Origin of the sequence: Cupriavidus gilardii, assembly GCF_017598945.1 — a bacterium.
GTDB classification, from domain to species: Bacteria; Pseudomonadota; Gammaproteobacteria; order Burkholderiales; family Burkholderiaceae; genus Cupriavidus; species Cupriavidus gilardii_E.
The window spans coordinates 1-12,812 of the sequence record NZ_JAGFTW010000039.1 but is presented as its reverse complement, the minus strand read 5'-3'; the positions used below and the strand labels follow the sequence as shown (position 1 = coordinate 12,812).

Genomic DNA, 12,812 nt, shown 5'->3' with positions numbered 1-12,812 from the left:
ACCGACGCTTATGACGACAACAGACCGACGCCCCATCCTGCCTACCGCCTGCGCACGCGCCGTCACGGCGCTGTGCGCCCTGTCGCTGATGGCGCCGGCCCCGCTCTGGGCGCAGGCACCCGGACAGGCGAGCCCCGCCGTGCCGGCCCCGCCCGACGTCACGCCGCGCAACCGCGATCAGGTCGTCCTCAATTTCGTCAACGCCGATCTGGAAGCGGTGGTGCGCGCCGTCGGCCAGGCCACCGGCAAGAACTTCGTGATCGACCCGCGCGTCAAGGGCACCGTCAACCTGGTGACCGAGGCGCCGGTCTCGCGGGCCCAGGCGCTGGAGACGCTGGGCTCGGTGCTGCGGATGCAGGGCTACGCGATGGTCGAGGCCAACGGCTTCACCAAGGTCGTGCCCGAGGCCGACGCCAAGCTGCAGGGCTCGCCGACGGTGATCGGCGCCGGGGCCAGCCGCGGCGGCCAGGTGGTGACGCAGGTGTTCCGGCTGAACTACGAGTCGGCCAACGCGCTGGTGCCGGTGCTGCGGCCGATGATCGCGCCGAACAACACGATCACCGCCTATCCGGCCAACAACACGCTGGTGATCACCGACTATGCCGACAACTTGCGCCGCATCGCCCGGATCATCGCGGCGATCGACGCGCCCGCGTCCGGCGAGGTCGAGCTGATCCCGCTGAAATACGCGATCGCCAGCGATGCCGCGGTGGTGCTGCAGCGCCTGCTCGATCCCGGCGCCGCCGGCGGCGCGCCCGGGGGGGCGGCCGGGCCGGCCGTCGATGCGAGCCTGCGCACTTCGGTCGTCGCCGAGCCGCGCAGCAATGCGCTGCTGGTGCGCGCCACCAGCCGGGCCCGACTGCAGCAGGCACGCCAGCTGATCGAGAAGCTGGACCAGCCGCACGCGCGCCCCGGCAATATCTGGGTGGTGCCGCTGAAGAACGCCGACGCGGTCAAGCTGGCGCCGACGCTGCGCGCGATCGTCGCGGCAGACGCCAGCTTCAATGTCGCGCAGCAGGGCCAGGGCGGCATCGGCGGGATCTCCGGCGCCGCGGGCGGCGCGGCCGGCATGGCCGGCGCGCAGAACATCGCCGCGCCGACCGGCCAGTTCACCGGCGGCGCCACCGGGATGGGCGGCTACGGCCGCACCGGCAGCACCGGCAGTGGGTTCGGCGGCGGCAGCGGCGGTACCGGCTCGGCCTTCTCGGCCTCGTTCGCGCCGAACCAGATCCCGACCACCGGCGGCATCATCCAGGCCGATCCGTCGACCAACTCGCTGATCATCACCGCCAGCGAAGCGGTCTACCGCAGCCTGCGCGCGGTGATCGACGACCTCGACGCGCGCCGCGCGCAGGTCTACATCGAATCGATGATCGTCGAGGTGACCTCGACCCAGGCGGCCGAGCTCGGCATCCAGTGGCAAGGCATCCTGAGCTCCGCCGGCGGCAACAACAACTTCTTCGCGGGCACCAACTTCGGCACCGGCGGCGGCAACATCATCAACCTGAGCGGCGCGGTCTACGACATCTCGCAGAACGGCGCGGCCGGCATCGAACGCGCGGCCGGTCTGGTGCCCGACATCGGCGGCCTGAACCTGGGCGTGGTCAACCGCGCGCTGGGCCTGGGCGCGCTGCTGCGCGCGCTGGGCAGCCAGGGCAGCGTCAACCTGCTGTCGACGCCGAACCTGATCACGCTGGAGAACGAGGAAGCCAAGATCCTGATCGGCCAGAACATTCCGATCACCACCGGCTCGTACGCGCAGAACAACGCGGTCGGCGGCGGCACGCCGTTCAACACGTTCGACCGCAAGGATGTCGGCATCACGCTGCGGGTCAAGCCGCAGATCACCGACGGCGGGCTGGTCAAGCTGCAGATCTATCAGGAGTCGTCGTCGGTGGTGCCCGGCACCACCAACCTGATCCAGGGTCCGACCACCAATGTGCGCTCGATCGAGACCAATGTGCTGGTCAACGACGGCCAGATCATCGTGCTCGGCGGCCTGATCGAGGACAACTACGGCGACGGCGTGCAGAAGGTGCCGGGGCTGGGCGACCTGCCCTGGATCGGCGGGCTGTTCCGCTACGAGAACAAGTCGCGCGCGAAGACCAATCTGCTGGTGTTCCTGCGCCCCTACGTGATGCGCACCTCGGGCGCGACCGACCGCATCACGCAGGACCGCTACGGCTATATCCGCGGCGAGCAGCAGGGCTTCGTCTCGCCCAACATGATGATGCGCGACACGCAGACGCCGGTGCTGCCGCCGGCCGATGCACCGGCTGCGCCGTTCGTCGATCCGCGCAACAATGGGCCGGTGCCGGGTCCGCTGCCGCTGGAGCAGACGCTGCCGCCGCCGGGCCCGACCTCCCGCGCCCCCAATCAGGGCGAAGGCGCCTGAACGCAGGCCGACCACACAGGCAATCACGATGGCGACAGTGCCCTCCTCCATTCCCGCCCCGGCGGCCGATCCGACGCTCGGCGCCGCCGGGAACGCCAACGCCGCCGCGGACACGCCGCTGTCCTCGCCGATCGCGGCGCGGCTGGTGCCCTACGGTTTCGCGCGCGAGGCCAAGCTGCTGGTCGCGCATCAGCGCGCCGACGGGCTCGAGGTCTGGGTCAGCCGCTCGACCTCGCCGGCGGCGCTGGCCGAACTGGCGCGCGTGCACGGGCCGCTGCACCTACGCGTGATGGAGCCGCACGCGCTGGAACTGGCGATGTCCGACGCCTACAACCGCCAGGACGGCACCGCCGCGCAGGTGGTCGGCGAAGTCGAGGGCGAGGTCGATCTGTCGCGGCTGATGCAGGACATCCCGGCGGTCGAGGACCTGCTCGAATCGGAGGACGACGCGCCGATCATCCGCATGATCAACGCGCTGCTGACGCAGGCCGCGCGCGAAGGCGCCTCGGACATTCACATCGAGCCGTTCGAGGCGGCCTCGGTGGTGCGCTTTCGCGTCGACGGCACGCTGCGCGACGTGGTGCGGCCCAAGAAGGCGCTGCACGGCGCGCTGATCTCGCGGATCAAGATCATGGCCCAGCTCGATATCGCCGAGAAGCGGCTGCCGCAGGATGGCCGCATCACGCTGCGGGTCGGCGGCCGGCCGGTGGACGTGCGGGTGTCGACGCTGCCGACCGGCCATGGCGAGCGCGCGGTGCTGCGTCTGCTCGACAAGGAGGCCGGCCGGCTCGATCTCGCCAAGCTCGGCATGGCGCCCGGCACGCTGCACGCCTTCGACGACCTGATCCGCCAGCCGCACGGCATCGTGCTGGTGACCGGCCCGACCGGCTCGGGCAAGACCACCACGCTGTACGCCGCGCTGTCGCGGCTCGATGCGCGCACCACCAACATCATGACGGTCGAGGATCCGATCGAGTACGACCTCGACGGCATCGGCCAGACCCAGGTCAATGCGCGCATCGACATGACCTTCGCCAAGGCGCTGCGTGCGATCCTGCGGCAGGACCCGGACGTGGTGATGATCGGCGAAATCCGCGACCTGGAGACCGCGCAGATCGCGGTGCAGGCCTCGCTGACCGGCCACCTGGTGCTGGCGACGCTGCACACCAACGACTCGGCCTCGGCGGTCACGCGGCTGGTCGACATGGGCATCGAGCCCTTCCTGCTGTCGTCGTCGCTGCTCGGCGTGCTGGCGCAGCGGCTGGTACGCCGGCTGTGCCCGCACTGCAAGCGCGAGGAAACCATCGCGGTGACGCCCGCCGAAGCCGAGACGCTGCTGGCCGAGGGCAAGCCTCTGCAGAAACTGTGGCATCCGGTCGGCTGCGACAAGTGCGGGCAATCGGGCTATCAGGGGCGGATGGGCGTCTACGAGCTGCTGGTGGTCGACGACCGCATCCGCACGATGATCCATCGCCAGACGCCCGAATCGGAGATCAAGCAGACCGCGCTCGCCAACGGCATGCATACGATGCGCGGCGACGCGCAGCGCTGGATCGACAGCGGCGCGACCTCGCTGGAAGAGGTGCTGCGCGTGACGCGCGATTGAGTCTCCGATTGAGCCTCCGATTGAGCCTCCGATTAGCCGCGATCCAGCCGTGAACTGACGCCATGCCAGCCTATCGCTACGAAGCCGTCGACGCCGCCGGCAAGACCGACCGCGGCGTGATCGAGGCCGACAGCCCGAAGCAGGCCCGCACCCATCTGCGCACGCGCGGGCTGACCCCATTGACCGTCGATGCGCTCGGCAGCGCGGCGCAGGCCGCGCGCGGCACCGCCGGCGGCTTCGGCCGCCGGCTGTCGACCCAGGAGCTGGCGCTGTTCACACGCCAGCTGGCCAGCCTGATCGTCGCGGGCCTGCCGCTCGACGAAGCGCTGGGCGCGCTGGCCGACCAGGCCGAGCGCGCCTACGTGCACGAGCTGCTGGCCGGGGTGCGCGCCGAGGTGATGGGCGGCAGTTCGCTGTCGGTCGCGCTGATGCAGCATCCGCGCGACTTTCCCGATATCTATCGCGCGCTGGTCTCGGCCGGTGAGCACTCCGGCCATCTCGGCCTGGTGCTGGAGCGGCTGGCCGGCTATATCGAAACCCGCAACACGCTGACCGCCAAGATCCGGCTGGCCTTCACCTATCCGGCCATCGTCACCGTGGTCGCCTTTGCGATCGTGATCTTCCTGCTGTCGTATGTGGTGCCGCAGGTCGTCAGCGTGTTCGCCAATACCAAGCAGAAGCTGCCGATGCTGACGGTGGTGATGCTGGCGCTGTCGGATTTCGTACGGCAATGGTGGTGGGCCGCGCTGATCGTGCTGGCGCTGGCGGTGCTGGCGATCCGTGCGCTGCTGCGCCAGCCGGGCGTGCGGCTCGAATGGCATCGCTGGCTGCTGACCGCGCCGCTGGCCGGCAAGCTGATCCGCGGCTACAACACCGCGCGCTTTGCCAGCACGCTGGCGATCCTGGTGTCGGCCGGCGTGCCGATCCTGCGCAGCCTGCAGGCCGCGGGCGAGACGCTGGGCAACGAGGCGCTGCGCGCCAACGTCGACGACGCCACCACGCGCGTGCGCGAGGGCTCGTCGCTGGCCCGCGCGCTGGCCGCGCAGAACCAGTTTCCGCCGGTGCTGGTGCACCTGATCCGTTCGGGCGAGGCCACCGGCAATCTGCCGTCGATGCTGGAGCGCGCCGCCCAGGGCGAAGCGCAGGAACTGGAACGGCGCACGATGTTCCTGACCAGCCTGCTCGAACCGCTGCTGATCCTGACGATGGGTGTGGTAGTGCTGCTGATCGTGCTGGCAGTGCTGATGCCGATCATCGAGATCAACCAGCTGGTGCGGTAGCGGGCCTCACGCGGGCATCAAGCGGGCTCCGCCGGGACAAGACCACCTGCCTCTCCCCGGCCCTCTCCCCCTGAGGGGGAGAGGGAGAACACCAGGCGAAACGGGCAAGTCATCGCGCCGGTTTTCTCCCCTCTCCCGCTTGCGGGAGAGGGGCCGGGGGAGAGGGCAAGCAGCGCTTGCCTCCCGAAGACCTTATTCCGCTGCCGCCGCCTTCTTCGCCGCGCGCTTGCGCGGGGCCGTGCTGCGGCGCTTGCGGGCGGGCGGCGCGGTCTCGCTGGCCTGCACCGATTCGGCGCTCTCCACCGGTTCGGCGTTCGCCGACGCCTCGGCGCCGGAAGCCTCCTGCGCTTCGCTGGCCGACGCCGGCGCGGCAAACACCGTGCTGTCGATCGGCCACGGCGTGTCGCTGAGCTTCACATCGGGGCGACGCGCGCCGCGGCGGCCGCGCGACGATCGCGGCGCGGCGGACTCGGGTGCCGCGGGCTCGGGCGTGGGCGCATGACCGGCGGGTTCGATCACGTCGGCGGCGACGAGTTCGTCGGCCTGCACCGGCTCGGGCGCGGGCGCGGGGTCGCCGACCTCCCGCTGCGTCTGTTCGGCCGACACCGCCGATTCGGCCTGCGCCGGCGCGGCGCGGCCATGGCGGCGACCGCGGCCTCCCCGGACATCCTGGCCGCCCTGTTCCTGGCCGACTGGATCCCGCTGCTCGGCGTGCCCGCCGTGGCTGCGCTGCTCGCCCTGGCCGCCCTGGCCGCCCTGGCCGCCCTGGCCGCCCTGGCCGCCCTGGCCGCCCTGGCCGCGCTGCTCTCCCAGCGCGCCCTGGCTACGCGGCTCACCCGCATGGGCCTGCCGCTCGCCACCACGCTGTTCACCGCCGCGCTGTTCACCACCGCGTTGTTCACCACCACGCTGCTCGCCGCGCCGCTTGAGCCGGACCCAGATGGTCTTGTTGTTGCCGCCGTTGCGGGTCTCGACCTCGAACAGGCCGGTCGCGGCGACCAGTTCCGACAGCTTGCCGTAGCCGTAATTGCGCGAATCGAACTCGGGCGCCTGCTTGGCGATGTGGGTGCCCATGCTGCCCAGCGTGGTCCAGCCTTCCTCGTCGGACACGGCCTGCGCGGCCGATTGCAGCAGCCGCACCAGCCGCGTGTCCTGCCGCAGTTCGCCGCCGCTGCGGCGACGGGCCGGCGCGGCGGTCTCGTCCGATTCGTCGGTGCCGACGTCGCCGCGCAGCAGATCCGAATAGATGAACTTGTCGCAGGCGGTGACGAACGGCTTGGGCGTCTTGCGCTCGCCGAAGCCGTAGACCGTCAGGCCCTGCTCGCGGATGCGCGAGGCCAGCCGGGTGAAATCGCTGTCGCTGGAGACGATGCAGAAGCCGTCGAAACGGCCGGTGTACAGCAGATCCATCGCGTCGATGATCATCGCGCTGTCGGTGGCGTTCTTGCCCACCGTGTAGCGGAACTGCTGGATCGGCTGGATCGAATGCGACAGCAGGCATTCCTTCCAGCCCGACAGATTGGGCTTGGTCCAGTCGCCGTAGATGCGTTTGACGGCGGCCACGCCGTACTTGGCCACTTCGGCCAGCAGGCCTTCGACGATGCCGGGCGCGGCATTGTCGGCGTCGATTAGAACGGCCAGGGTCGCGGTGCCCTGGCGGGGATTTGGATTCATCGGTTGTGTCCTGGGGGAGCGGTCGCTCCAGCAGTGGGAGGTTGCACCACCGCGGCAAGGCGGCCTCCAATGGACGCCGCCCGCTGCCGGGCTTGGATGCAGTGCAGTGTACACGCCAGCGCTTGTCCATTCGGGAAATCGCCGAGCCGCAGGGGTCCCGGGATGCTGCGCCGCAGGGTGCCGAGTCAACGCCGCCGGTGCTACCATGCCGGGCAGAGACACGGTCGCTACCGCCTTCACAAGAGGCCTGCCGCGGCTGCCCACCACTGAAGTGTGTCGGCGATCCCGACAACATGCCCGAAGAGGAGCACCCATGAATGCCCCCCTGACCGCGCCGGTCAGCGACGCCATCCGTCGCGCGCTCGCCAACGTTACCCTCGACGACAAATACACGCTCGAACGCGGCCGCATCTACATCAGCGGCACGCAGGCGCTGGTCCGTCTGCCGATGCTGCAGCAGGAACGCGATCGCGCCGCCGGCCTCAATACCGCCGGCTTCATCTCGGGCTATCGCGGCTCGCCGCTCGGTGCGCTGGACCAGGCGCTGTGGAAGGCCAAGTCGCACCTGGCCGGCCACAACATCGTGTTCCAGCCGGGCCTGAACGAGGACCTGGCCGCGACCGCGGTGTGGGGCTCGCAGCAGGTCAACATGTACCCCGGCGCCAAATACGACGGCGTGTTCGGCATGTGGTACGGCAAGGGGCCGGGCGTGGACCGTACCGGCGACGTCTTCAAGCATGCGAACTCGGCCGGCTCGTCGAAGCACGGCGGCGTGCTGGTGCTGGCGGGCGACGACCACTCGGCCAAGTCCTCGACGCTGGCGCACCAGTCCGAACACATCTTCAAGGCCTGCGGGCTGCCGGTGCTGTTCCCGGCCAACGTGCAGGAGTACCTCGACTACGGGCTGCACGGCTGGGCCATGAGCCGCTACTCGGGCCTGTGGGTGGCGATGAAGTGCGTCACCGACGTGGTCGAATCGTCGGCCTCGGTCGAGCTCGATCCGCACCGCGTGCAGATCGCGCTGCCGCAGGACTTCGCGATGCCGCCGGGCGGGCTCAATATCCGCTGGCCCGATCCGCCGCTGGAACAGGAAGCGCGGCTGCTCGACTACAAGTGGTACGCGGCGCTCGCCTATGTGCGGGCCAACCGGATCGACCGCATCGAAATCGATTCGCCGCACGCGCGCTTCGGCATCATGACCGGCGGCAAGGCCTACCTCGACACCCGGCAGGCGCTGACCGACCTGGGCCTGGACAAGGAGACCTGCGAGCGCATCGGCATCCGGCTGTACAAGGTCGGCTGCGTCTGGCCGCTCGAAGCGCAGGGCGCGCGCGCCTTTGCGCAAGGGCTGCAGGAAATCCTGGTGGTCGAGGAAAAGCGCCAGATCATGGAGTACGCGCTGAAGGAAGAGCTATACAACTGGCGCGACGACGTCCGGCCCAAGGTCTACGGCAAGTTCGACGAGAAGGACAATGCCGGCGGCGAGTGGTCGATCCCGCAGAGCAACTGGCTGCTGCCGGCGCACTACGAGCTGTCGCCGGCGATCATCGCCAAGGCGATCGCCACGCGGCTGGACAAGTTCGATCTGCCCAGCGACGTGCGCGCCCGCATCGCCGCGCGCATCGCGGTCATCGAAGCGAAGGAGCGCGCGCTGGCGACGCCCCGCGTGGCCGCCGAGCGCAAGCCCTGGTTCTGCTCGGGCTGCCCGCACAACACGTCGACCAACGTGCCCGAGGGCTCGCGCGCACTGGCCGGCATCGGCTGCCACTACATGACGGTCTGGATGGACCGCAGCACCAGCACCTTCAGCCAGATGGGCGGCGAAGGCGTGGCGTGGATCGGGCAGGCGCCGTTCGCCGGCGACCAGCATGTGTTCGCCAACCTCGGCGACGGCACCTACTTCCATTCGGGCCTGCTGGCGATCCGCGCGTCGATCGCGGCCGGCGTCAATATCACCTACAAGATCCTGTACAACGACGCGGTGGCGATGACCGGCGGCCAGCCGGTCGACGGCCAGCTGTCGGTGCAGGACATCGCCTTCCAGGTCGCCGCCGAGGGCGCCAAGCGGATCGACATCGTCACCGACGAACCGAAGAAGTACAACGCGGCGATCAAGCTGCCGGAAGGCGTGACGATCCACCATCGCGACGAGCTCGACCGCATCCAGCGCGAGCTGCGCGAGGTGCCGGGTTGCACCATCCTGATCTACGACCAGACCTGCGCCACCGAGAAGCGCCGCCGCCGCAAGCGCGGCAGCTTTCCCGATCCGGCGCGCCGCGTCTTCATCAACGACACGGTGTGCGAAGGCTGCGGCGACTGCTCGGTCAAGTCGAACTGCCTGTCGGTCGAGCCGCTGGAAACCGAGCTCGGCACCAAGCGCAAGATCAACCAGTCGTCCTGCAACAAGGACTTCTCCTGCCTGAACGGCTTCTGCCCCAGCTTCGTGACGGCCGAAGGCGCGCAGCTGCGCAAGCCCGAGGCGCACGGCATCTCGATGCAGAGCCTGCCGCCGCTGCCCGAGCCGGCGCTGCCCGCGCTGGAAAAGCCGTACGGCGTGCTGGTGACCGGCGTCGGCGGCACCGGCGTGGTGACCATCGGCGGCCTGCTCGGCATGGCCGCGCATCTGGAGCAGAAGGGCGTCACCGTGCTCGACATGGCGGGCCTGGCGCAGAAGGGCGGCGCGGTGCTGTCGCACGTGCAGATCGCCGCGCGGCCGGAGGACATCCACGCCACGCGTATCGCGATGGGCGAGGCGGACCTGGTGATCGGCTGCGATGCCATCGTGTCGGCCACCGACGAGGTCCTGTCGAAGGCCCAGGCAGGGCGCACGCGGGCCATCGTCAATACCGCGCAAACCCCGACCGCCGAATTCATCCGCAATCCGAAGTGGCAGTTCCCGGGGCTGTCGGCCGAGCAGGACGTGCGCAATGCCGTCGGCGAGCAATGCGACTTCATCAATGCCAGCGCGCTGGCGGTGGCGCTGCTCGGCGACGCGATCTACACGAACCCGCTGGTGCTCGGTTATGCGTGGCAGAAGGGGTGGGTGCCGCTGTCGCTGGACGCAATGCTGCGCGCGATCGAACTGAACGGCGTGTCGGTCGACAAGAACAAGGCCGCGTTCGAATGGGGCCGGCATATGGCCCATGATCCGGAACACGTGCTATCGCTGACCGGCGAACTGAAGCGCACCGCCGAGGGCGCCGATGTGGTCAAGCTGCCGACCTCGTCGGGTGCGCTGCTGGAGAAGCTGATCGCGCATCGGGCCGAGCATCTGACCGCGTACCAGGACGCTGCCTATGCGCAGACCTATCGCGATGCGGTCAGCCGCGTCCGGGCAGCCGAGAGCGCGCTGGTCGGCACCGGCAAGCCGCTGCCGCTGACCGAGGCAGTGGCGCGCAATCTGGCCAAGCTGATGGCGTACAAGGACGAGTACGAGGTCGCGCGGCTCTATACCGATCCGGTCTTCCTCGACAAGCTGCGCAACCAGTTCGAAGGCGAACCGGGCCGCGACTACCAGCTGAACTTCTGGCTGGCGCCGCCGATGATCGCGAAGCACGACGAGCAGGGCCGGCTGATCAAGCGCCGCTTCGGCCCGTCGACGATGACGATCTTCAAGGTGCTGGCCAAGCTCAAGGGTCTGCGCGGCGGGCCGCTGGACGTGTTCGGCAAGACCGAGGAGCGCCGCACCGAACGCGCGCTGATCGGCGAATACCGGGCGCTGCTGGACGAGCTGGTGGCGGGACTGAACGCCGACAACCACGGCACCGCGGTGGCGCTGGCCAGTCTGCCGGACGACATCCGCGGCTTCGGCCACGTCAAGGCCAACAACCTGAAGGCGGCGCGCTCGCGCTGGCAGACGCTGCTGGCGCAGTTCAGGAATCCGCAGGCGGGGCAGCAGGCGGCTTGAGGCGATAACGCTCGATACTGCCTTCGGTCCTCTGCCCTCTCCCACAAGTGGGAGAGGGGAGCTCGTCTGCGCGAAAGTTCGGCTTGACGCAGCGAACTCGGCCCTACTCCACCTGCGCCAGCTTCTCCTCGCCCTTCTTCACATACATCGAATTCTTCGGCTGCGCGAACACGCGGCGCACCATCGGCTCGAAGAACGACAGCGGCAGCGTGTCGTAGTCGGTCATGAAGGCCGCGGCATCGTACTTGGCGCAGAACTCTGCGGTGCGCTCGAACAGCTCCGGCTGGCCGCGGAATTGCTCGCGCAGGTTGCGGTCCAGGCCCAGATGATGGAAGAAGTAGTAGCCCTGGAATACGCCGTGTTTCTCCACCATCCACAGGTTTTCGGCGCTGACGAAGGGCTTCAGGATCGCCGCGGCGATGTCCGGATGGTTGTAGCTGCCCAGCGTGTCGCCGATATCGTGCAGCAGCGCGCAGACGACGTATTCCTCGTCGCGGCCGTCGCGGTGAGCGAGCGTCGCGGTCTGCAGGCTGTGGGTCATCCGGTCGATCGGGAAGCCGCCGCAGTCGCCTTCGAGCAGCCGCAGATGGGCCAGCACGCGGTCGGGCAGCGCGGCGGCATAGGGCATGAACTCGGCCGAGATTGCGGCCCAGTCTTCGCGGGTGCCCTGTTCCATATGGCTGAAGCGCGCACGCGGCGCGGGGTGGGATTCGCTCATGGTCGTCTCCTGGTGGGGTCGGCGCTGATGCGCTCTGGGGGATTCCGCCATTGTGACACCGGTTGATGCCGCTACACTGTCGGGATACCGACAGTCGCCGCCGCCGTGTCCGCGTGGCAGGCGGCACACGCCACAGGAGATATCCATGCAATACCAGGGCAGCTGCCATTGCGGCCGCATCGCATTCGAGGTCGAGGGCGAGATCGACGCCGTGCTGTCGTGCAATTGCTCGATCTGCCAGCGGCGCGGCCATCTGCTGTGGTTCGTGCCGCGCGAGCGCCTGCGCCTGAAGACGCCCGAGTCGGACTACTCGACCTACCGCTTTCATACGATGAAGATCGCCCACCATTTCTGCCCGGTGTGCGGCTGCGGGCCGTTCGGCGAAGCCATCGATCCGAAGGGCAATCCGACCGCGGCGGTCAATGCGCGCTGCCTCGAGGGGATCGACCTGGACAAGCTCAAGGTGATCCCGTTCGACGGGCGGCGCCTGTAACGCCGACGCGCTGACGCCATGCTGTCGATCCGGGGCATCGATCATCTGGTGCTGCGCAGCGCCGACGTGCCGGCGCTGCTGCGCTTCTATGTCGACGTGCTGGGCTGCACGCTCGAGCGCGAGCAGCCGAAGCTCGGGCTGACGCAGCTGCGCGCCGGCGCCAGCCTGATCGATCTGGTCACGCTCGACGGCCCGCTCGGCAAGGCCGGCGGCGCGGGGCCGGGGCCGGAGGGCCGCAATCTGGATCACTTCTGCCTGCGCGTCGAGCCGTTCGACGCCGACGCCATCGCCGCGCATCTGCGCGCGCACGGCGTCGAAGCGGGACCGGTCGAATCGCGCTACGGCGCCGAGGGTACGGGACCGTCGATCTACCTGCGCGATCCGGATGGCAATGTGGTCGAACTGAAGGGACCGCCCGACGCCAGGGCATAAGGGGCGAGGCAAGGGCAAGGCAAGGGCGAGGCAAGGGCAAGGCAAGCCGGCGCGATGCCGCCGCGCAACGGCCATGCAACGGCCCGCGCAACGGACAGCGCAGCGCCGCTACAATCGGGTTTCACACAACCATGCGCCGCCGGCATCGCATCGGACGCGCGGGCGCCGACTCCCCGGCGCATACCATGACGACACCCGACCTCTCGCCAGGACCCCGGCCCGGCACGCGCCCCGGGGCCGACGGCTCCGCCCCCGGTCCGGCCGACGCCAGCAGCGCCGCCGGAGCCACCGCAACATCGCCCCACCC

Annotated in this window: 8 protein-coding genes; 6 read left to right on the top strand and 2 right to left on the bottom strand. The window is 69.4% G+C overall.

Translation table 11 applies throughout. The annotated features are described in order from the left end of the window. The first annotated feature begins 10 nt into the window (after window positions 1-10). The 3 genes from gspD (at window position 11) to gspF (ending at window position 5,281) form a co-directional block, all read left to right on the top strand. A complete protein-coding gene (gene gspD, locus J5T34_RS14460) occupies window positions 11-2,395 on the top strand; it encodes a type II secretion system secretin GspD (RefSeq protein ID WP_208580326.1) in 2,385 nt (794 codons plus the stop codon). 28 nt (window positions 2,396-2,423) lie between these two features. After that, window positions 2,424-4,001, top strand: coding sequence for a type II secretion system ATPase GspE (gene gspE / locus J5T34_RS14455; RefSeq protein WP_208580325.1), 1,578 nt, complete (start codon window positions 2,424-2,426; stop codon window positions 3,999-4,001). A gap of 62 nt (window positions 4,002-4,063) precedes the next feature. Beyond that, on the top strand, window positions 4,064-5,281 hold the full coding sequence (gene gspF / locus J5T34_RS14450; protein ID WP_208580324.1) for a type II secretion system inner membrane protein GspF: 1,218 nt from the start codon (window positions 4,064-4,066) through the stop codon (window positions 5,279-5,281). 192 nt (window positions 5,282-5,473) lie between these two features. Here gspF and J5T34_RS14445 read toward each other — a convergent pair whose 3' ends face one another. Then, window positions 5,474-6,955, bottom strand: a complete 1,482-nt coding sequence (locus J5T34_RS14445; RefSeq protein WP_208580323.1) for an NYN domain-containing protein — start codon at window positions 6,953-6,955, stop codon at window positions 5,474-5,476. A gap of 313 nt (window positions 6,956-7,268) precedes the next feature. Here J5T34_RS14445 and J5T34_RS14440 point away from each other — a divergent pair, with 313 nt between their 5' ends. Next, window positions 7,269-10,862, top strand: a complete 3,594-nt coding sequence (locus J5T34_RS14440) for an indolepyruvate ferredoxin oxidoreductase family protein (protein WP_208580322.1) — start codon at window positions 7,269-7,271, stop codon at window positions 10,860-10,862. Window positions 10,863-10,965: 103 nt separating this feature from the next. Here the strand turns inward: J5T34_RS14440 and J5T34_RS14435 are convergent, their stop codons facing one another. Continuing rightward, window positions 10,966-11,580 (bottom strand): HD domain-containing protein, encoded by a 615-nt coding sequence (locus J5T34_RS14435; RefSeq protein ID WP_208580321.1) that lies wholly within the window; start codon window positions 11,578-11,580, stop codon window positions 10,966-10,968. A 145-nt stretch (window positions 11,581-11,725) separates the two neighbouring features. Between J5T34_RS14435 and J5T34_RS14430 the strand changes: the two genes are divergently transcribed. Both J5T34_RS14430 and J5T34_RS14425 read left to right on the top strand, forming a co-directional pair. After that, on the top strand, window positions 11,726-12,073 hold the full coding sequence (locus tag J5T34_RS14430; RefSeq protein ID WP_208580320.1) for a GFA family protein: 348 nt from the start codon (window positions 11,726-11,728) through the stop codon (window positions 12,071-12,073). 18 nt (window positions 12,074-12,091) lie between these two features. Continuing rightward, the gene (locus J5T34_RS14425) at window positions 12,092-12,505 is read left to right on the top strand and encodes a VOC family protein (protein WP_208580319.1); all 414 of its coding nucleotides are present in this window, start codon (window positions 12,092-12,094) and stop codon (window positions 12,503-12,505) included. The last annotated feature ends 307 nt before the right edge of the window (window positions 12,506-12,812 follow it).

What these genes read in the sequence shown, in the direction of transcription:
- J5T34_RS14435 (WP_208580321.1), bottom strand. Translation starts at nt 11,580, where the DNA reads ATGAGCGAATCCCACCCCGCGCCGCGTGCGCGCTTCAGCCATATGGAA.
- gspF (WP_208580324.1), top strand. Translation starts at nt 4,064, where the DNA reads ATGCCAGCCTATCGCTACGAAGCCGTCGACGCCGCCGGCAAGACCGAC.
- gspE (WP_208580325.1), top strand. Translation starts at nt 2,424, where the DNA reads ATGGCGACAGTGCCCTCCTCCATTCCCGCCCCGGCGGCCGATCCGACG.
- J5T34_RS14440 (WP_208580322.1), top strand. Translation starts at nt 7,269, where the DNA reads ATGAATGCCCCCCTGACCGCGCCGGTCAGCGACGCCATCCGTCGCGCG.
- J5T34_RS14430 (WP_208580320.1), top strand. Translation starts at nt 11,726, where the DNA reads ATGCAATACCAGGGCAGCTGCCATTGCGGCCGCATCGCATTCGAGGTC.
- gspD (WP_208580326.1), top strand. Translation starts at nt 11, where the DNA reads ATGACGACAACAGACCGACGCCCCATCCTGCCTACCGCCTGCGCACGC.
- J5T34_RS14425 (WP_208580319.1), top strand. Translation starts at nt 12,092, where the DNA reads ATGCTGTCGATCCGGGGCATCGATCATCTGGTGCTGCGCAGCGCCGAC.
- J5T34_RS14445 (WP_208580323.1), bottom strand. Translation starts at nt 6,955, where the DNA reads ATGAATCCAAATCCCCGCCAGGGCACCGCGACCCTGGCCGTTCTAATC.